The 20972-nt window shown below is 39.1% G+C and carries 19 protein-coding genes and 2 pseudogenes; 4 read left to right on the top strand and 17 right to left on the bottom strand.

Annotated elements, in window-relative coordinates; translation table 11 throughout:
* Window positions 1-126: 126 nt before the first annotated feature.
* The 15 genes and pseudogenes from MiAbW_RS10990 to MiAbW_RS10920 form a co-directional block, all read right to left on the bottom strand.
* Window positions 127-354 (bottom strand): annotated as a pseudogene (locus MiAbW_RS10990) (DUF3616 domain-containing protein); the annotation flags it as partial.
* Between the two features lie 149 nt (window positions 355-503).
* Window positions 504-1502: a hypothetical protein gene (locus MiAbW_RS10985; protein WP_151696150.1), complete on the bottom strand. Its 999-nt coding sequence runs from the start codon at window positions 1500-1502 to the stop codon at window positions 504-506.
* Window positions 1503-1560: 58 nt separating this feature from the next.
* On the bottom strand, window positions 1561-3048 hold the full coding sequence (locus MiAbW_RS10980) for a hypothetical protein (RefSeq protein ID WP_151696149.1): 1488 nt from the start codon (window positions 3046-3048) through the stop codon (window positions 1561-1563).
* Window positions 3049-3090: 42 nt separating this feature from the next.
* Entirely contained in the window at window positions 3091-3888 is a 798-nt protein-coding gene (locus MiAbW_RS10975; protein ID WP_002750566.1) for a DUF2272 domain-containing protein, read from the bottom strand.
* Window positions 3889-3929: 41 nt separating this feature from the next.
* On the bottom strand, window positions 3930-4298 hold the full coding sequence (locus MiAbW_RS10970; protein WP_238707250.1) for a 3D domain-containing protein: 369 nt from the start codon (window positions 4296-4298) through the stop codon (window positions 3930-3932).
* A gap of 20 nt (window positions 4299-4318) precedes the next feature.
* Entirely contained in the window at window positions 4319-4918 is a 600-nt protein-coding gene (locus MiAbW_RS10965) for a DUF3616 domain-containing protein (protein WP_151696148.1), read from the bottom strand.
* 49 nt (window positions 4919-4967) lie between these two features.
* On the bottom strand, window positions 4968-6200 hold the full coding sequence (locus tag MiAbW_RS10960) for a lipase family protein (RefSeq protein WP_151696147.1): 1233 nt from the start codon (window positions 6198-6200) through the stop codon (window positions 4968-4970).
* A gap of 49 nt (window positions 6201-6249) precedes the next feature.
* The gene (locus MiAbW_RS10955) at window positions 6250-7548 is read right to left on the bottom strand and encodes a family 10 glycosylhydrolase (protein WP_151696146.1); all 1299 of its coding nucleotides are present in this window, start codon (window positions 7546-7548) and stop codon (window positions 6250-6252) included.
* 86 nt (window positions 7549-7634) lie between these two features.
* Window positions 7635-7817: a hypothetical protein gene (locus MiAbW_RS10950; RefSeq protein WP_151696145.1), complete on the bottom strand. Its 183-nt coding sequence runs from the start codon at window positions 7815-7817 to the stop codon at window positions 7635-7637.
* 78 nt (window positions 7818-7895) lie between these two features.
* Window positions 7896-8468, bottom strand: a complete 573-nt coding sequence (locus MiAbW_RS10945) for an SH3 domain-containing protein (RefSeq protein WP_238707249.1) — start codon at window positions 8466-8468, stop codon at window positions 7896-7898.
* On the bottom strand, window positions 8453-9352 hold the full coding sequence (locus tag MiAbW_RS10940) for a glycoside hydrolase domain-containing protein (protein ID WP_151696144.1): 900 nt from the start codon (window positions 9350-9352) through the stop codon (window positions 8453-8455). The genes MiAbW_RS10945 and MiAbW_RS10940 overlap by 16 nt, the downstream gene beginning before the upstream one ends.
* A gap of 41 nt (window positions 9353-9393) precedes the next feature.
* Window positions 9394-10266: an SH3 domain-containing protein gene (locus MiAbW_RS10935; protein ID WP_151696143.1), complete on the bottom strand. Its 873-nt coding sequence runs from the start codon at window positions 10264-10266 to the stop codon at window positions 9394-9396.
* Window positions 10267-10379: 113 nt separating this feature from the next.
* A complete protein-coding gene (locus MiAbW_RS10930; protein WP_008198577.1) occupies window positions 10380-11162 on the bottom strand; it encodes an SH3 domain-containing protein in 783 nt (260 codons plus the stop codon).
* 27 nt (window positions 11163-11189) lie between these two features.
* A pseudogene (locus MiAbW_RS20695) lies at window positions 11190-11309 on the bottom strand (peptidoglycan-binding domain-containing protein); the annotation flags it as partial.
* 323 nt (window positions 11310-11632) lie between these two features.
* Window positions 11633-12979 (bottom strand): glycoside hydrolase family 10 protein, encoded by a 1347-nt coding sequence (locus tag MiAbW_RS10920; RefSeq protein ID WP_151696142.1) that lies wholly within the window; start codon window positions 12977-12979, stop codon window positions 11633-11635.
* Between the two features lie 709 nt (window positions 12980-13688).
* Here MiAbW_RS10920 and MiAbW_RS10915 point away from each other — a divergent pair.
* The 3 genes from MiAbW_RS10915 (at window position 13689) to MiAbW_RS10905 (ending at window position 18004) form a co-directional block, all read left to right on the top strand.
* Window positions 13689-15128 carry a sensor histidine kinase gene (locus tag MiAbW_RS10915; protein WP_151696141.1) on the top strand — a complete coding sequence of 480 codons (1440 nt, stop codon included), beginning with the start codon at window positions 13689-13691 and terminating at the stop codon, window positions 15126-15128.
* 92 nt (window positions 15129-15220) lie between these two features.
* Window positions 15221-16318 (top strand): saccharopine dehydrogenase family protein, encoded by a 1098-nt coding sequence (locus tag MiAbW_RS10910; RefSeq protein WP_151696140.1) that lies wholly within the window; start codon window positions 15221-15223, stop codon window positions 16316-16318.
* A 3-nt stretch (window positions 16319-16321) separates the two neighbouring features.
* Window positions 16322-18004 (top strand): mechanosensitive ion channel family protein, encoded by a 1683-nt coding sequence (locus tag MiAbW_RS10905; protein WP_151696139.1) that lies wholly within the window; start codon window positions 16322-16324, stop codon window positions 18002-18004.
* Here the strand turns inward: MiAbW_RS10905 and MiAbW_RS10900 are convergent.
* Window positions 17931-18434, bottom strand: coding sequence for a hydrogenase maturation protease (locus MiAbW_RS10900; RefSeq protein ID WP_151696138.1), 504 nt, complete (start codon window positions 18432-18434; stop codon window positions 17931-17933). The genes MiAbW_RS10905 and MiAbW_RS10900 overlap by 74 nt on opposite strands.
* A gap of 229 nt (window positions 18435-18663) precedes the next feature.
* On the opposite strand from MiAbW_RS10900, the gene MiAbW_RS10895 reads away from it, so the two are divergent.
* Window positions 18664-19347 (top strand): Uma2 family endonuclease, encoded by a 684-nt coding sequence (locus tag MiAbW_RS10895; protein WP_151696137.1) that lies wholly within the window; start codon window positions 18664-18666, stop codon window positions 19345-19347.
* 23 nt (window positions 19348-19370) lie between these two features.
* On the opposite strand, the gene MiAbW_RS10890 is transcribed toward MiAbW_RS10895, so the two are convergent.
* Window positions 19371-20783 (bottom strand): LCP family protein, encoded by a 1413-nt coding sequence (locus MiAbW_RS10890; RefSeq protein WP_151696136.1) that lies wholly within the window; start codon window positions 20781-20783, stop codon window positions 19371-19373.
* Window positions 20784-20972 lie beyond the last annotated feature (189 nt).

The raw sequence follows: 20972 nt of genomic DNA, 5'->3' as shown, positions 1-20972 counted from the left end.
ATGTTGGTTAAGTTCTTGTTGTTGCTCTGGAGTCATTTTTGTCTTTTCCCTACTCTTTTCTCTATCCCATACCCAATTGATGCTTTTGTCAAGTAGTTTATTTGTTCTTCAGCTTTGACTTGCTCCCATTTCTCTATTTTTAGGATTGTTTTTTAGCCAACCATTAATGTCAATGGTTTCCAGTGCTTTTCCCGACTCTTGAGAGGAATAAATCCAGAGAAAATTACCTAATTCTTTATCCGCCTCATCATTACCAACAACAAATTTATTTTCTCCTAAAGCAATGGCCGCAGAAGCATCACAAATTCCTTGATCTTTGATTTCTTGGATAATAGAAAATTTGAGAGATTGCATGATTGTATTCTCCTTATTAACTGGAAAAGTGAGGACTAAGAAAATCATAGGCAATAAAAGACAAAAAGACAAGAAATTACTAGAAGAAAAGTAAGAAATAACTTGTTTTAGAATCGGCTAAAACATGGTAAGATGGTGTACCTAATTATTTATTTCTTAGTATTAGGTGATATGGGTTTACCAGTATTACGCACATTGATCAACTTACCTAAAATATCAAACCAAAAAGGTGCGCCCATCGCCACGGCTACTCCTGTCATTAGCCAACCAAAGATAGCTTGCAAGTCATTTTGTTCTTTTATTTGTTCACCATTAAACCATCCTTTTTCATTCCAACCAAGCGGCAAAGGTTGATTAATTTTTTCTAAGTCCTTGACACTAGCTTGTAATTTTTCTGTACATTCAGCGACTTTGTTAGGATCATCTTTAGCGTCTTTAAAACAAGATTCATTAGTCTGAAAAACTTCTGTCGCTACCTGATTAATCCCCTGTCTTAAATTGGAATTTTTGGATAGTTGCTCAATGACATAAAAACTATCAATATTGAGCAAAGCAGCTGCTAAAAAACCAAAAGCAAAAGATACTCCCTTGGCATTTCTTTTATATACCCCCGATGTTCGCTCCATAATTTGAGTAAAAGTGTTGGCTATTTCATCAACAAAATTCTCCAGAGTTGGATTGTCATATTTGAGTTTGGTGCTGTAACCTATTTGTATCAATCTGTCAATAGCCGTTTTGTCTATTTTAGAAGAATCAGAAATACTAGCTAATTTCTTAAAGATTCCTGTTTTTTCTCCAACAAGATTTTTTCCTAAAAAATCTGCTTTTAATAATTTTTCATTATCTGAAAGTTGACTATTAACTAGACTAATTAGGGACTTTGCCAAAACCTTTGGTTCAACATAGGAAGGACCAACTGACTTCCCAAAATTAGTGTATTGATTTAAACTTGATAATAATGATCCATTATTGTACAAAGATTCCACCGTCTTTTTTCCCAAGAATATTTCCAGAGCTTTTTTTAAATTTCTAGCACGAAATTCTAACAAAGCGGCCAATTGTTCCTGTAATTCGGAGATAATAAGGCTGGAAGCTAAGTAGATAAAAATTAGAGCAACAATAATTTCGAGAAGGGTTCCTAGGTTCATTTTTAAGACCTCACTATTGATTTTACAAGTTTTTATTTTTAGTTATGACCAAAGCAAATTAAGCCAATTCTTCGGTTAAAATGCGGCGGACAATTTCGGTGACAGCGGCGGCTAAATTGGTATCTCTTTCCCTGTCGGAACCGTTGGGAGTACGAAGAGCTAAGGAGAAAGTTCTCAGTTTAGCTGGTTGCACACGATTATCAACAAATTTGACGAAAGCTACATAAGCAAAGGAACTAGGACCGAAGCCAACTTTAGAAATTACCACAGGTTGACTAATCACATTTATCACACCTAAAGTTTCTAAAGCAACATCAATATATCGTGCTGCATCGGTTCCCATAGCACGAACAACGGTTTCTAAACTATTCCATTGACTGCCGATAAAACGAGTATTAGTAGTTAAATGTAGATGCCATCCTAACATCGTAATTAAACGCACTAAATCATAAGTCGATACATCATTTGTTCCCGTGGTATTATCTACTGGTGATCTTAAGACGGTAGCACTGCTACTTAAATCTTTGATAATTGGATCTTTAATCAGAGAAGGATTAAAATATCCCCCAGTAAATTTACAACTGGTATTTCCCGTTTGAGCTTTTAGCCAAGCTTCCAAATCCTCTCGTTTAGTAAAGCGTTTAAACAAGGCTCCAATTTGATTCGAGCGTCCCAGAGAACCATCAGCATCTTTTCTATAGGAAACCATATCAACCACCAGATCAAAAAATTTAGGTTTGGGAGAATTAGCTGGTTCAATCACACAATTATCAACATCAACTGTAGGGAATTTCCCATTAATTTGTTCAATTGCGTTAAGAACTCCAATGAATTTAGTGGCACTGAGTAATTGTTCTGGATTAAAGGCATCTTTCCCTAACCAATGGGTTTTGATTGGACTGCTGCCATCGCCAAAACTTCCTACACATACACAGGCATGAGAGATGTTACTAGCCAGAAAATTTAAGCCATTTGTGTCAATATTGGGTAAGTTTCCCCGTTGGGGATAATCCCTAAAAGTAATAGTTTTCCCTGATCCTACGAGAGTAAAATTAGTTCCGTAGGAAACTAAATTAGTCCCGTCTGGTTTCTGTTTTAAGTGTTCAGGATAGTCGTCCACTTCCATCGCAAAAGGCGAATTCCGCAGTGTTCTAGCGACGAATGACTGAGTTACCCCAATATTGACCGGTGCGATTGAATTATCTTGGATGGTGGTTAATTTGTTAAGTATAAATTGAGTATCTTTGGCTTGATCTAAGATAAAAGGTAGCTGTTTTGTGTCAAGTAAATTAGTAGCAATATTGGGATTAATTGCCACTGTGTCAGAAGGAAGTCCAGATAAATTCAAGGCTTGACAAAATTCTTTGAGTCCTCGCCAAGTAAAAGTATCTCCAGTGCCTAAATCACCATCAATCCATTGTCCACCGGGGTATAACCCTAAGTTAGCTAGTTTGGTTTGAATTTCTATTACTAACCCTTTGTCCGTTTTTAGTTGGGAACGGGTTAGGGTTTTGTTATCGTTAACAATGTCTTGTAAAGTTGCCATAGTTTTGTCCTTGAAAGAGATTAGGAAAGGATAGGAAAAGTATTAAAGCAAATTCTTAATGACAACAAACCAAGGTCGAGTAGTGTCCTTTACTTTACCATTGGTATCAAGTTTTAGGGTCTTTTGGGTAACTGAATCGCTGACATTTCCTCCAATAATATCAATTTCATTCGTTCTTTTTGCTACTACCAAATCACAATGAGAAATATAATTGTCAGTGGTATCATAAGTAACTCCTGATTGACGAGGAGCGCAAACTAAATCACCAATTTCTGGAGTTACTTCATCAATTTTAAAAGCCACAAAAGGAGCATTAATGACTTGATCTTTGCGTTTTTTAACACTATCTCGAATATAAACTGAATGACTCGCATCTCGCTTAAATTTATCGGCCGCACCTGCTTTTGTCATGATCCAAGAAATAAATGCTGCTGACCAAGGTACGTTACCCACATCAAAACGAGTGTCAATATCGTTACGATTTAGAGCTTCTTTCCAATAGGTAACAATGCGTTGCCAAAACCCATCTTCTCGTTCTTTTCTTGTCCCTTTTTTAAAAAATTCCCATTCTTGAGTAGCAATATTAACTAAGTTTTGCTTAAAATTTTGATCGACAAAAATTTCGACATGAGAAATAAAAGCAAACCAAGTAGTCATACCATCACGAGGCGTTTCTAATTGAATTTCCCAGTGATTATTAGGAGCGGATCGATATTGTTTGATGGCTAGGGTATCCCCTTTTGCTAAGGGAAATTTTTGGGAATCTGTTAAGGTACTGCTATCTTGAGGTAAAGCCTTGATGACGGTATTCACTAAAGCTTTTAGGGTTTTGTCAGCCATGATATAAAGTCTCCTTGAGAAAATAAAGAACGATTGAACGATTAGGATTTGTGCAGTGTATTTAAAGCACTTTTAATCCGGGTATCAGTAATCACAAAGGCAGTGAAGGTTTTGCTAGGATCACTCTTAACATGGGAGAAGGGATTTTTATTAGTAATTCCCAAAAAAGTATCAATCTTATTTCCTTTAATTGCACTCCCCACATCCGCCGCAAAGAAATAACCATCATGCTTCACTTTTTTTCCCGAAGGCAAAATGACTTCTTTTCCTCTTGCATCAGGAATATAAATAACTGTTCCTAAAGGGATCACGGTTTTATCAACAGCAATGGTACGATAAGGAACTAAGATAAAGCCTCCTGAACCATCTCCAAAAGATCCTTTAGCTGGGGCAAATAAAGAGCGATTCATGGCTCGGATAATGGCCTCTTTTAAGCTCGGAAAAAAGGGTTTACAATTGGTTTGAGCGGTTGTTCCGGTTGTGGCAAAGTTAAAGGTTTTAGAGGACTGCGAAAACCTATCAACAAATCGTCTTCTGGCGTTGCTGTTAAACCTTCAATGTTTAACCCCCCTTCTTTCGGAGCAATTGTCTCTGCTGTTTTCAGATCAAATGGTTTTAATAGAGAATTTTCTAACAGATCGGGTAAAACCAATTTCTGATAAGGTTGCCCTATAACACCCAAAATTGCATCATTATCAAAAAATTGAACAGCAAATAATTGATGGCGTTTTTCTTTAAATTTTCCTTTTTTGCTCCGTCCATGGGAGGTAATCCAATAGGAAAAGTCACCAAGATTTGTCACACATTCAATGTCAATTTCTTCATCATCATGAGGAAAGAAATATTCATTAATGTCCACACTTTCAACTGCTTTACCAGACTGATGAGAATCATATAATCTTAAGATATTATCTTCATCGTTACCGACAAAAAAACGATCTTCCCCCCAAGGTACAGCCGCCGATGCGTCACAAATATCGAAGTGTTTAAGGGGTTCGGCAAAAATAATGGAAAAATTGAAGTTAGTCATGGTTTAGGTTCCTCCTAACGGTTAGAAAAAAAGTCTCAATTAGCCCAGATTAAATATCATCAAGCAATGCTCTCCGATAGGTATCAGTTAAATTATGATTCCCTGCGATCTTGCCTGTTTGCTGAGTAAAAGTCACTGAAAGACCAATGTGTTGATAGTGCTTTTTTGCTTGTCCTTTAGTGAGTTTATCCAGAAAATTTTTAATCCAAGCTAATCGGATTTTTGCACTTTCACTCATTCCGTCCTCTGTCGCTTTATCAACGACTTCTGTAGTTGGGAAAGGAACTGCTTGAATTAGGTCTTCACTATTGATAATCCGATAGCTATTAATTTTTTCAAAATTATCGAAGTGACTAGCAAAAGTTTCGTCACCGACCCTGGGACTAGCAAAAGTATAAAGTTGAATTGAGGGATTGACTTGATGACGTTCAGCGAGTTTAGCGATATGTAAAGCGGCTAAGGTTGCAAGCCCTGCTCCTAAACTGTGACCTGTAATAAAAATCTCTGTTTCTGAAGACTTCTGCTGATTGCCGAAATATTTACTAAAGAAATCAGCAACGACTTCCTTGCTAGAAACAGTATTTTGATTAGCAAAAAATTGATTAATTTTTGCTTTCAGGGTATCCAAAAAAGGAATTGGAATACCACCTATCCTTTGCAGAAATGCTTGTAGAGAATTTTGAGGACGGTCAATCGTATAAATCAGATTAAATCCATTTCTGACTTCTCCTAAGTCAGTAAACTCATCAGGTAGAAAAGGCTTAGGTTTAGGGCGAAAGTTATTAAACCATTCTGCCCCTTCACGGGTTCCACGAAATACAACAAAAAGCTGATTAGGATTTTCTTGAGATTGAGCAATAAAGCCAAATACTTCATCCGTCGTGACAATATCTTTAAGGCTTTTCCAGAATTGCTGTATATCTGATTGTAAAATATTGTTAAAATTACTTGGTTTTAACAATTCAAACCACCACCATTGAGGAAAGAAAAAGGTAGCACAACGATTATACTTTTTAGAATTTTTCCAAAACTGATCAAGTTTTTTAAAATTAGTATTTTCACCATGGTTCTTTTGGCACTCTAAACTATCCATTTCCAGATCCGCGAAGTCTTGCGAACCTGTGATGACGGTTGGAAGTTTACTTTCTTGTTGTAATTCTTCATTGGCATCCCAGACTTCATATTCGTTATAAGCAACGGAGATTAGATTTGCTAATTCCATAGCCACCTTGCGATCAAAACCAGTACCTTCGGGGATCTGAATTTTTTGGATAGAGACCATACAAATAACTCCTTAAGACAATTGTAAGTGAACAAAATTGAAACTAAGCTCAAGCATAAATACCCGGAGCTTGTAGAGCGATCGCCATTGCATTGCTATTACTTGTCAAACCTTCATAGAAGAAAAAGATTTGACCGCCCAAACCTTGACTACGGTTGTATTTAATGGATTGCACAATATCACTTGTTGTTAAGATTGTTCGGCTGGCAGTAAAAGCGATTCCAGGTGCGATTTTTTTAAGTTGACTAGCCGTAAGCCGTGTTTTCAGGCTATCTACTTCTGTTTTATAGTTAGCAAAGCTGGTTCGATACAGTTGAGGATGCAAAAAATCTACGATCTCTTGCTTAACCCATACCTCTGAATCCTGCATCAAATTATTTAGCCCAAAAGGAAATGGTGAAGGCGACATTGAAACGATGCAAGTAGATTTTGTACTCTTAATTTTCTCAAATATACTTGCTAAGTATTTAGTCAATATATCGGCTCGGAATTTAATCCAAACAGGGTCTTTCCCATTACTAGGAGGATTAACCCCATGTTTAGCTTTATATTGATCCTTCGTTGCTGGATCATAGCCACCGTTAAATGGAATGGCTGGAAAGCGATCGCACCCCTGAATGCCATCCACATCGTAGGTATCAATGACTTCTAAAATTAAATCCAGCATAAATTGTTGAACCTCTGGATTTAAGGCATTCATCCAAGTTAATCCGCCATGTTGAACTTTAGTGCCTGAACTATCTAAAGCTGACCAATCAGGTTTAGTTTCTAAAATATGTCCGCCATCAGCATCGGGTGAAGCCGCGAATCCATACTCAAACCAAGGAAAAACCATCATTCCCCGACTTTTGCCCTGTTGAACAATTTCAGCTAGAGGATCAAAGCCTGCATAACCAGGGTCTTGAGCAGGGAAACCATTTCTTGCCATTACGGTACTAGGAAAAGCGGTAAACCCCCGATTCCAAACCGCAGGACAAACAGTATTAAAGCCGTTACGTTGCAAAAAATTGAGAGCGTTACTAATGGTTGCAGGAGAAGTTAAAACAGGACTATGAGTGTGGTCAACAATCCAAACCCCTCGTACTTCTGTTGTAATTGATGGTGGTAGTGGCGGCGGCGTAATAGGAGCGACCCAAGCGGCGGCGATAAATCCAGTGTCAGTTCCAACTGTAACCTGATGCCAATCATTACGAGTTCCCCCCCCAAAAGTATAATTACTACCGGCAACGGTTTTGATAATCTCAACCAAAGTTCCTGTCGGTAGTGACTTAATAATGTTACTATCCGTGCTGGAATTGGGTTGACTTCTTAAGTTGAGAGAACTTGCCGTAATTTTGCCTTGAGCCATGATTGTAACCTTAAAAGAAATTAGACAATATAGAGAGATCGAATTTTATCCTCCTTATTCAAAACAAGAGGGATATTTGAAAAAGATTAACCCTTAAAAGTAAAAAACTTAGTGGAGCTTAAAGCACTACCGAAGCCATCACTTAAGGCTAAATTATTGCTACTAACACGACCTGCTTGAGCAATTCTGACACTAGCAGAGCTATCAGGGCGAACAATAGCAATATGACCTTGACGACTACCGCGCACTCCAGGAAAAGAAGCAACCACAACTTTATCACCCTGGGCAATGCTGATAGCCGCACTTTGGGCGGAGGCTTTATCGGCGGTATCAGAGCTAACTAATTTTCATTTTTCCAATGAACTCGCATTTTGATTTTTAAAAAAAGTAAACAAAACTTCCGCAGAAAAGGGTTTAAAAGGCGTATTATTTCCATAAATAGGATGGGGTTCAACATAGGAACCTGCACTAGCATCTAAGCGAGGCAAACCAATTCCTAATTGATCTAAGACATCGGCGGCAAACCAATTACAAAAAGTTTCAGCCCTGCCATCTCCAGTAATATCTTTTGCCCGGTAATAGATGTGACCAGCATTAACTTTGAAAATTGCGTCAAGAACCTTGCTAGTCCCGTCTGGATTCCCCGTATCAATAATAAATGCTGCGGCTAAAAAACCTTCTTGTCCAGCAACTTTTACTTTGTGCCATTGATTTGAGGTTCCCCCCGCCGGTAAACTGAAACTTCCGCCGGTTACGGTATCTAAAATTTCGGCGAGAGTTCCCGTAGGAAAAGCAGATAAAATAGTGCTTGAAGTATTGGGAGATGTGCGTAAATTAAGGGTACTTGCGGTAATTTGTCCAGTACGAACCATTGGTTTACTCCTGAATTGAATAAATGAAAAATTTAGCGGCGTAGCCAAATCACTTGACCACCTAGACTATCGGTTTGGGTCACGTTGAGATCAATGTGAATACCATGTCTTAGTAATCCTAGAGGAGGGTTAGGAATGGTTTGAATTAACTGATAGCCTCGCCCTGGAATACTTGGAACTGTACTTCCTGATTTCCAGTAATGTTGAAACTTTAAATTCGCCAGTTGAGTTCCTGTGAGAATTGCGTCCGCTCCCACATAAATACCTGGAACGTAATTTTTAGCGGCTACTTCATCAAACCAATTATTGCAATAGGCAATAACATTACTGGCAGAAGTCCCTGCCTTTACGCCCTCTAAATCTAACCAAATGTTAATGCCCGGCGGAAACCCGACGGAAACTGCATTATTAGACGCATTTTGGCCTGTATTTGTTCCCAAAGAACCTGTTGGAGACCAACCTGCTCTACGGACTCGCTGAACAGGACTAAGGGCTAATCCTGATGCCAAAATATCTTCCGCTTCTTGACGGCTTAAATCAACGTTGGTTTGTTGTGCCCCTAAAGAAAGATAGCGTAAACAATAACGAAAGCCTTTAGGATCATTGGCAAACTTATTAATTAATGTCGGATTTAATTTACTGGCACAATCAAAACCAATTAATCCAGGCTGGGCAGATTCAATATTGCCTTGTAAGGTTCCAGGAGGAGCTAATAATTGAACAAAAGCGGCGGCTACAAAACCTGTTTTGTCATCAACCCGTACGTTATGCCATTGATTAGAAGTCCCACTACCTACGGGATAAGTTCCTCCTGTAATGGTGCTGAGAATATCAATGATTTCTCCTGTCGGTAAACTCGTCAAAACGCCGCTTCCTGTGTTAGGAGCCGTGCGTAAATTTAAAGTTCTGGCTGTAACTTTTCCCTGTGCCATAGGACTAATTTCCTTAAAAATCAAGAAAGTTAAAAAAGTAACTAAACTGGAGCCAAATAACTAGCAAAAGCAAAGCCATCAATAACTCCATCGCCTTGCAAATCTACTTCAACCCATTCGCCCTGTCTTTTGCCAACAAAAACGAGACGACCAAGGGGAAGTAACTCAATGGTATCAAAATTAGTGCCAGGCCCAGAGCGGAGTCTTAAACCCGATCGAGCATTAACTCGGTATTGTTGAGTATTGGTGGAGCTACCTTTGGCTAATTGCAAATACTCCCAGATATACTCACCGTAATACTTGCCACTGCTATCTTTATGGCCTTGTTTAAAGCCTCGGCTAAAATCAACACTTCCCCTGTTATAAGCAATAGCTACATAGACCATTTCTTTATCAGTCAAGCTGGTTTTATCCTTGCCATAGGTGCTGATTAATTTTGATTTTAATTCCTCAACACATCGGGCTAAACATTGATCAAATTCGTACCACTGTTTTTCTAAAAAATAATCTGGATTGGTTAAGAAAAATTGTAGGTCATATTGAAAGATGCCGAAGCCTCGACAAAATCTATCTGGGTTTCTGGCGGCAACTTTGAAGTCATTATTGTACAAGGCAATATCTTCAAGTGCTTGACGAGCAACTTGAAACATCTCTTTGCCTTTCGGTTTTGCTTCCAGTGCCGCTCTATCAACTGGAAAGGCGGTTCTATCAGGCGCACCGATTGTGTCTCCAACACAAAGCTCTAGGGTTCTTGCTACACTTTCTCTTTTGTAAATATTACGCCAGAGATAGCCAGTTTCTTGTAAGGCGATCGCCACTAATAGTTCAAGGCGGAAAGGTGTATTATCAATAGCGGCGAGGATATCTGATTGAAATTGGTCTTTAAACCAAACAATGTCGTCTTGAATACTCATAGCAAAAATGGACTAAAGGCTTGCAAAATTTACAGTTATAGTTGACAAGAATTTGTATTACCTAAAATGGCAATAGTGGCGAAAACTAGCTTTCACTACTTAGATAACATTACTTACTCCTCTGTGAAACCTTGTGGATTATCCGCAGCACAACCTTCTTCCTCTTCTTCAATGTTTGCCTGATCTGAAAAAGCCATCACTCGCAGTGATCCCTCTTGCACTGGTTTTAAAAATGTTCTGAATACATAGCCATCGATAACGCCATCGCCCTCAAGATCAACTTGAGCCCATTCTTGATCTGCTCCATCAAATCCTTGTATCGTAAGGATAGTCCCTAAGGAAAGTGTTCTAATAATTTTAAAGCTTTGGCTAGGGCCAGATCTGAGATTTAGCCCACTACGTGCGTTAACTGAAAACAGAGATGAACCATTTTGAGGGTTTGGGAAGGAAAGTGGGTTATTCCAACCTTTTGTAGCAGCATTTTCTAGCCAACTGGGAGCCGCTCCTCTGCCAGCATTTCCTCCCCAAGTAGCACGGCTCCCAAAGCCAACATGAATTCTTGTTGGCCCCATATAACCAACATCTCCACCGATTCCAGTAGCACCAAAACTTGCCGCAGCTTCAACAAATGCCTCAAATAAAGGCAAATCATTTGAATCAGTAAATTTAAGAACACGACCATCTTTTATCAGGTCTAAGTCAGCAGCATTGCCTAAGTCATGTCGAGTACTCCCTACCCGCTTACTACAAGTACCGATTGCACATTGACCACCTGACTCAACTCTAACCTCGTCAATTCCAGCCACAGAGGCAGCAAATGATAATATTTGCTTGAGGCGTGAAGCAATTGGCAAATCTCTTGTTTTGCCTGCGGTATTTTCAACTACACGAACCATAACAATAACTATGTCCTTTAATGAGAATTAGACGATTAACAAACTGTTTATCAATGGAAGAAGTCTACTGTCTTCATAATCTTTGACAGCTTGTTCAACTCCTTGACCAAAAAGACCATCAATGGGTCCACTATAAAAACCTAACTCTTGTAATTTCTGTTACAATTTTTCTACATCAGAACCCGTCATACCTATAAATAAGTTAGGCATCAATTCGTTGGGAAAACTCGTCTCAGTTGAGGTTGACATTAGATTGTTCCTTCATAAAATTAAAGGGTTATTTTAAGTTATTTAACTCTACATCTAAGCATATTGCTTGAATTATTTAACTGTCAATAAGTTTTGAGAATTTTGTAATATTTCTTAATAGCAATTAAAATAAAAATAACTACCAAAAAATCTCCTAATTTTAACAACTAGGAGGGACGATAAACTTAAAGAATAATCCCTATATAACAAGAGATAAAGAGTCAAACAAATTGATCTGTAGCAAGAATTTGAGCCAATTTCTTCTCCCTGTCAGCCACGGTTTCTGTGGTGGGAATATGGTCTAATAAACTACTATAGAAAAAATAGGCAAAACCAGCAAAATCTCGCTCACGAGTCTCCTGAGTTTGTGCTTGAATTAATTGGAAATTTACTCGTCTATCACTGGGTCTTAAACCAGTGAGAATACCGATGACGGTGGGAATATGTTCCCGCGCTGCTTTTACCTCTGATTTATCGATTTCGCCTTCAAAACTAGGTACATTTGGACGATAAACTTGTAATGCCAGTTCTTCAATTAATCCCTCCTTTTCCCAGGCTTTCCAATCAGCTAAAGCATGATCGATCGAAAATCCTAAAGGATTGGGAGAAATGGAGAGAATACAATCGTCTTTTTCCGCTTTAATGGTTTTAAAAATCAATCGCACTAACTGAGTTAACTTCTCCTTGCGCCAATCTTTAAATTTCGCTAATTGGGGATTACTTAAGGGACTAACTGAACCAGTTTCCTCTTGAAAAAGTTTGATGGTAAAGGAGTCAAAACCCATACTAAAATCAAAATTTTTAGTACCATTAGGCAAGAATTTTGCGTGATGAATAGCGAAGTGATCATCTAATTGAATACCATCAATTTCATAGTTTCTTACTACTTCACGAATAAGACTAACCCAAAAATCTTTAACTTCAGGATGAGCGGGATTTAAGCGCCAATTACCATCACCATCAACTGTATTTTTCTGTTGATGAGTAAGCATAAACCAATCTGGTTTTTGGGCAACTAAGGGAGCAGCTGGAGGAACCATTAAACCATATTCAAACCAAGCAATAATCCGAAAGTTATACTTTTTTGTCTGATTAATCTCGATGATTTCTGCTAGTAGATCTCTACCGACTAACTCTTTTTCAAGGTTGATTTTTTTGAGGGTTTCTTCATCAGCAGTGAAGATATTATCAGCAATTTGTGATTGAAAAAACACATAGCCTTTGTTCCAAACCACTAGATAAAGAGTATTAAATCCTAAATTTTTAAGTTTTTCCAACCCAGCTTTTAAGTTATCTTTAGACTTGAGAATATCACTGTCAACATTGGTGAGCCAAACGCCCCGTATTTCTTCTACTTGTACATGATCATCAAAGAAAAATCCCGCTTTTCCCACTGAACCTTGTTCTGCGGCTAACTTGACAGAATAATGATTATTTTGGCGAAAATAAGATTTAATTGGTAATTTAGTTCCTGCTTTGATTAAGGATTTTTGCCCACTATTGAGGGTTTCAGAAAAAGCTGTGGAAGACTTGAAAAACGTATCCTGAAGAATATGAATGTGCAGCATATTTTTTACTCTCTCTCAGACAAAGGATAAATGAACCTCAAATCCGCAGCAGCGACGGGTTCGGAAGACAGACAAAGGGCAGCAGGAACAGGGAATAACTCCACGTTCTCAAGCGCACTTAGTTCTGATTAATTCTCAGAATTTGCTCACGGCAAAATATAGTCAATAACCAAACCCAACTATTGCTGAACAGTTACCACTACTCAACTGTTTACCTAGCTTGAAAGCAACAGTTAAACAGGCAAACCAAGAGCCGATGGTTCCTCCCATTGACGTAATGACAAGGCAAAAGGGTTTGGAATCAAAGATTGGTTAGTTAGGGAAATAATTTGGGAACCATTTAACTTGCCCTATGATAACTATAGATAAGCAAAAAAAATACTTAAATGTAACAAAAAAATACATAAGTGGGGAAGTGTAATTAAATATCAGACTTATCGAGGTTGAATTGAGGCACGAACCCCACAACCGGCATAGGTGATCAACTGGACTAACCTATATTACAAATCATTAAGCCGATTGACAGCCTTTCTGTTTGGTATCGACGACCGACTCCCCGAAACAAAAACTTTGTACCTCACTATTAAGACAACTGCTATCAAAACGCGGATATCACTGCTAATAGAGTTCGGTTTTACCGTTATGGCATGAGCATTGACGGGGGTACTATTCTAGGTAAGGAATTTGTATCTAGTCAGTGATGAAGACGATGTTAGAGGGGTCTTTACCGAAATTAAGCGATATTTTCCCGCCGACTGACCATCAGGACCGGGAAACTTTCACCCCCAATGCTTTTTATCCTAATTTATCAGAATGGCTCAAGCGATCGCAACTGAAAGCGGAAAGTGAATGGTTCGCAGCGATCGCATCCTTAGAAAATATCTTATTACAAAACCAAAATAATGCTGCCAGTCGGGGTTTAATTCTCTCCGGTCCGACGGCTTTAGTCAGAGAAAGCAAGGCTTTAACGGGTTTTGAATTCGGGGTTTTTACCGTTAAAGCTTTAAAACATTTACAATGGCTGGGTTTGCAATTGCCTTCTCAGGAAAAATCCGCCGCCGATGTTTCCCCGACGGAGATTCATGAATTGCCTCTCTTGCCAACGGATCTGATTGCTAATGAAAGATTCTGTCTGGTTTTTAGTGAAAATTTCTCTCTTTTGTTGGTTTTAGGCGAGGATCAGTGGGGTTTGTCCTCTTTTCAATTTTCCTTTGATCCCGTCCTCACTCAGCAAGCTTGGCAGCAGTTGCGGCAACGATTAGTTAATCTGCGTTATCCGCAAATCGAGACTTTAGAGGCAATTATCGAGGCTAATGGCAGTCCCTCGCCGGATTATCGTCTAGTTAGCCAATTTAGTCGCCAATTACTGCAAAATTTACCCGACCAGTCTAACTTAGACCTGAAAAAAACGAAATCGCCTATCAATGCCGAAATCACTCCCCCAAAGGAAGATAATTCTAATTTAGAATCGGGTTGTGATTTGGAATTATTGCGCGCTTTAACCCACGAAATTCGCACCCCTTTAACCACCATTCGCACCATTACCCGATTATTATTAAAACGGGCAAAAGTAACGGAAGATGTGCAGAAATATTTAGAAACAATCGATTTAGAATGTAGTGAACAAATTCAGCGCATGGAATTAATTTTCCGAGCCGCAGAATTGGGTATTAATCCTCTGGGAGATAAACCGATTCAATTAATTCCAATTGCCCTAGAAAAAGTCTTTCAAGATAGTATTCCCCGGTGGCAAAAACAAGCTAAACGGCGCAATGTCAATTTAGAAGTTAATGTACCGAAAAAATTGCCTTCGGTAATTAGCGACCCGAATTTATTGGATCAAATGTTAAATGGAGTCGTGGAAAAATGTACTCGCAGTATGGCTAGTGGTGGCCTGTTGCAAGTACATATATCAACGGCAGGAAATCAATTAAAAATGCAGTTCCAAACTCAGGTAAAATCGCCTAATCTTACTTTCAAAGATTTAGGAAAAGTCTTAATGTTTCAACCAGAAACGGGTAGTTTAAGTCTGAATATGAAGGTGACTAAAAACCTTTTTCAAGCTTTGGGAGGTAAATTGATTGTGCGTGAAAAACCCGAAGAAGGTGAGATTTTAACCATTTTCTTGCCCCTCGGACGCATTAAATAAGTTGGGATTATTCTAAAATTTTCATCTTGGAAAATAGGCAAACTTGCCAAGAGGATGCTATACTAGGGCAACAAATATTATTGATAGTTGCCATGGAAAAAACTGTTTTAATTTTAGGTGGCACTGGTCGCATTGGTCAAAGTGTCGCCCTAGATATTATTAATCATACTACAGCTAAAGTTATTATCACAGGACGCAAGGAAAAAGCGATTAAATTACTGCCAAGAATGCAGTTTTTGGCTTTGGATTTAGAAGAAATAGACAAGCTTAGACAGGCAATTAAAAAGAGTGATTTAGTTATTCATTGTGCCGGTCCCTTTCATTATCGCGATGGCAGGGTAGTAAAAATTTGCATTGAAGAAAAAGTCAATTATATTGATGTTAGTGATCATCGTTCTTTTTATCAAAAGTTAATCCCCTATCGAGAATTAGCAATAAAAGCGGGAATAACTGCCGTGGTTAATACGGGAATTTTCCCTGGTATTTCTAATAGTATAGTGCGGGAGGGAGTGGAACAATTAGATAGGGTAGAAACGATCCGTTTAAATTATGCCGTAGCCGGTTCCGGAGGTGCGGGATTAACTGTGATGCGGACTACTTTTCTCGGCTTAAAAAAGCCTTTTTTAGCTTGGATTGAGGGACAATGGCAAGAGATTGAACCCTATACTGCCAGAGAAGTAATTGACTTTCCCGCTCCTTTGGGTAAAACTGGTGTTTATTGGTTTGATATGCCAGAAACCTACACTTTCGCTGAATCTTTTCAGGTGCAAAATGTGATCACAAAATTTGGTTCTATTCCCGATTTTTATAATCATTTAACTTGGATTACTGCCCATATTTTCCCCGATGCTTGGGTAGAAAGTTCTCGGGGAATCGAGTTTTTTTCCCAAGTTAGTTATCGCATGACAGAAGTAACCGATAAATTTTCGGGAATTGGGGTAGCAATGTTAGCCAAAGTGGCCGGATGGCAAGGGCAGCAAAAAGCAGTTTATCAAGCAACTATGGTTCACGAGAACACTGCCCAAGCAGCCGGCTGGGGAACTGGCAGCGTGGCAGAATTAATCTTAGCGGCAAAACTCCAAAAAGCTGGGATTTATCCCGTGGAACAGGTGTTGTCCACAGAACTATTCCATGCTACGATGAAAAAAAGAGGTATTAAACTCGATCGCTCCTGTACAATTGTGGCTTAGAAGATGAAAAAAATCTGGCGTTACCTAGGACTGTTTTGTTTAGTTTTGTTACTGACTTTATCCCCTATCTTCATGATAGCAGCCCAGAATAATGCTGCTAAACAGGGACAGGAAACACCCCTGGAAACTTTGGGAGAAGTTTTTCCCGTCATGCTTGATAATCAAGAACTTTTTACGATTCGGCAGGGAATAGGTTCTTTTTCAGCGCAAGAAAGAGCGAAATCGATTACAGACAGAATTGAAAAAATTGCCGATGACGATGCTCTTTCTCCTGAAGATTTAACTATAAAAATTGATCCTGAAGACAAAAACCCTTCGATTATTTTGGGAGATACGGTTATTGCTACTATTACTTCTAAAGATGCCAAATTACAGGCGGTCAGTCAAGAAGTATTGGCCGAACGAGCTTTGGCAAAGATTAAAGCGGCCATTGTCCGTTATCGTCAAGAACGTCAACCAGATAACCTCTTCAAAAATGCAGTTTTGACGGTAAGTGCTACCTTGGCCACGGTCTTAATTTTCTGGGTAATAATTTTTATATCTTCGCGGGTTTTTCCCCAGATTCAGAGGTTAATCACCTCCCTAGTTCCTGGGGTCGTATTCCAAAATTTTGAGATTATTAGTTCCCAGACAATAGGAATTTTTTCCCTAAGAGTTTTGCAATTTATCCGCACTCTAATTATTTTAACTATTCTCTATTTTTATTTAACTTTTGTCCTTCGTCTTTTTCCCTGGACTAGAAAATTTGGTGATGGTTTTCTGCAATACTTTTTTAGTGCTTTAGAAGTTGTTTCCCAAGAGATAGCAAAATATTTACCCAGTATTTTTATTATACTGATAATTGTTTTTATAACTCACTATCTGTTGAGAGCAATTAAACCATTTTTCACCGCCTTGGCAAGAGAAAATTTAGTAATTCATGGTTTCTATTCCGATTGGGCAAACCCAACCTATAATTTACTGTCACTGCTGATAATTGCCCTAGCTATAGTCATCGCTTTTCCCTATCTACCCGGATTTAATTCTCCTGCTTTTCAGGGGGTGTCGGTATTTTTAGGGGTACTATTTTCCTTGGGTTCCACCTCTGCTATTGCTAACGTGGTAGGAGGAATTATCCTCATCTATACCCGCTCTTTTCAACTAGGAGATAAAATTTCTATTGGTGATGTTATTGGAGATGTGATTGAAAAAGGATTATTAGTCACCCGTATTCGCACACCAGCTAATAGAATTATCACGATTCCTAATTCATCGCTGTTAAACACCAATGTGATTAACTTTAGCGTTTCTCAAAGGGAATTCAAACAACCTTTAATTTTGCAAACCACAGTCACTCTCGGTTATGATTTACCTTGGCGTAAGGTTCACGCAACCCTGAAAGAAGCAGCCTTAGCCACTAAATTTATTGTCTCAGAACCTGCTCCTTTTGTCTTGCAAACCAGTCTCGATGATTTTTATGTCAGCTATCAGCTAAATGCCTACACTGATCATCCTAGCAAAATGGTGTATATTTATTCTGAATTACATCAAAATATTCAGGATAAATGTAACGAAGTTGGTATCGAAATTATGTCTCCTCACTACAAGGCTCTCCGGGATGGCAATCACAGCACTATTCCTGAAAATTATCTGCCGGAAGATTATCAAAGTCCTGCTTTTGGTATTCAGTCAAATCCTCAGAAGTAATAATTTTCCTAATAGCTTTAATCGCTTTTGTCAAGCCCTTTTGAGTTATTGTTGATAATTCTTCACCAAATTCACAATTAATAGCAGGAATAAATATTCCCCAGGTGCTGGGAGTTTGTTGATAAATTGCTTGGGTTAATGCTAATAAAGAAGCGGGACTTTCTGCATGACCGAAATTATTCCATTCGGTAACTGCCGCTAATTTTTCTATCCGGATATCAGTTTGATTAGATAATACCGCATCAACAAAAATAACTAGGGAAGCATCAGCTATATCGGCTGCTAACTCAGGAGTCAATTGATGGGTAGCGATGACTTGCAGATTAGGCCAATTCTCCTGGGCGATAATTTCGGCTATTCTCACTCCCACTCCGTCATCATTTCTTAAAGTATTACCGTAACCGATGAGCAGTATTTTAAAATTATTCATGGTTATAGCAGTTATCTTAATAATGAGGTACGAAGTTGTCGTTTTGGGGAGTCAGGAGTCGGTGGTCGATACCAAATTAGATTACACTTCATCCTGAGGAGAAACGCTGTAAAATAAGTATAGGATATCTTCGATGCTCTCGATACAAAGCTTAACCTAATCGATAAATTAACTGAGTCTGGTAAGAAAACTTAAGCCTTGATAGTAGTTTCTTGATGAGCAAAAAATTATGATATCGACTAACATAGTTTCCCCCAATATTATTCCCCCTCTCGAAAATGGCGATAGATTAACTCGTCCCGAATTCGAGCGCCGTTATCAAGCAATGACACAGCTAAAAAAAGCTGAATTAATCGCAGGAGTTGTTTATATGGCAGCCGCAGTGAGAGCCAAAAACCACGGTAAACCCCACGCTAATATTATCGGTTGGTTAACTGCCTACGAAGTGGCGACACCGGGGGTAGAAACACTGGATAATACTACTGTGCGACTTGATGGGGATAATCAACCACAACCAGATGCTTTATTAAGAATAGAAACCGGTGGACAATCAAGCATTAGTGAAGATGATTATGTAGAAGGCGCACCGGAATTAATCGTGGAAATTGCCGCTTCTACCGCTTCCTACGATTTACACGAAAAACTCAAAGTTTATCGTCACCATGGAGTACAAGAGTATATTATCTGGCGAGTTTATGATGTTCAATTGGATTGGTTTCGGTTAACTGATGGGGAATATTTGCCCCTAGAATCAACTCAAAATAACATCCTTTGCTCTCAAGTTTTCCCTGGATTATGGCTAGATAAAAATGCTTTATTATCGGGTAATTTAGCCGAAGTTTTGGAGGTGTTAAAGCAAGGAATAGTTAGTCAAGAACACCAAGATTTTTGTCAAACTTTGGCTAATCAATAACCCAGATAAATTTGATTTTTTTCTTAGTTGCCTAGGGATGGCTCAGAAAGATTAGCTGACTTTTCTTGCCAATCTTGACCGGTTTTAATCGTCACATCAGAAGCGAGATTCCCCGTACTTTCCACCAAAACTTCCCCGACACCAAGACTGTTATGCAGGTCAGAAGCGAGGGAATTATCCCCTTTTTGAGCAATAATTTTGGTAGTTTCTAGAATTGGCGATGAAGACTTAGAGACAAAAACATTTTCATAACCCAATGAGCGCAGATATCTGACTAGAGTTTGCACCGCTTCTGGATTATCGGTGCTATCTTCCACAGCTATGCGAGTCGGTTGCGTGGTTTCTTCAATGTCAGCCATAAAAGAGCCGTGGTTAAAATGTTGAGTCACTAGCTCTTGAATTTTACTTTGATTGGGCAACCAATAACTGATCCCTTGCCGACCATCACCATTAAAGTCTCCGGGTAGTAGTAGCATTTGCACATCAGCGCGCTGAGTTTTGGAGGCAAAGCCGGCGAGGGCTAGTAACTCCTCTAAACTGAGATTAGTATCGATATGAGTGCGGATAACCTCGATAATATCGGGAATTTTCAGTAAAGTTGCTGGTTTTAGGGTTTGTTCTACTAAAGACCGCATTAATTGCTGTTGTCGTTGGATACGACCGATATCGCCGTTAGCATCGTAACGAAAACGGGCAAACTGGAGGAATTTCTCGCCGTTAAGGTGTTGTTCCCCTTTTTTCAGGTCAATGTAGAGGTGTTGACTAAAATCTTTATACTTCATGTCTTTGGGAACATATACCGTTACCCCCCCCAAAGCATCAATTAATTTTTCCACACCCTGCACATTAATGCGAATATAGCGATCGATAGCGACTCCCTCTAAAAGATGACTAACCGTTTCCGCCGTTAAAGCAGGTCCGCCGAGGGCATTAGCTTCGTTGATTTTTTTCTCTCCGTAACCCTCGATATCGGTGCGGGTATCCCGAGGGATGGAAAGCATGGTTAACTTCTGTCTTTGGGGGTCAAAACGCAGTAACAGCATGGTATCGGTTAAACCATCCAAGGAATTAACCGGGGCATGATAACCCAAATCTGGGGTTTGTGCCTCCTTGACATCGGATGTCAACACTTTCGCCCCAACTACCAGAATATTAACGGGACGGTTGAGGGCGGGAAGTTGCAGATTTTGATAGGATATGGCCTGCTGATTGTTAAAAGCGGCGGCTTCTTCGGGACTAAGAGCAGCTTGTCGCAAGGGTGTGGAGGAGAGAGACACGGCCAACATAGCACCCGCCGTAGCGGAAACTAGGGCGCAGCCGGTTAAGCCTAGGGCTGTCAGGAACCATGTACTGGATAATCGCCGCTTTTTAACAGGTTTAGCCGCTAATTTCCCTGATTTTCCGCTTTTAAGTCTTGATTTTGTCTTATTAACCACAAATTGCCTCACACGGTCACTAAATATCTCCCTAAAACCATATTTAAAGAGATAAACTATTTGTTTTCTCAGATACCCGGAAAAGATTATTAAACTAATTGGGTTTTTTAGAGAGTTAGCAGATAATATAGCAGAATTTTTCCTTATCGTTGTTCTGCATCGCAATTTTGGAGAAATATCTAGGGTTTG

Source organism: Microcystis aeruginosa NIES-4325, assembly GCF_008974145.1.
Classification (GTDB): Bacteria; Cyanobacteriota; Cyanobacteriia; order Cyanobacteriales; family Microcystaceae; genus Microcystis; species Microcystis aeruginosa_G.
This window is presented reverse-complemented; position numbering and strand designations above follow the sequence as displayed.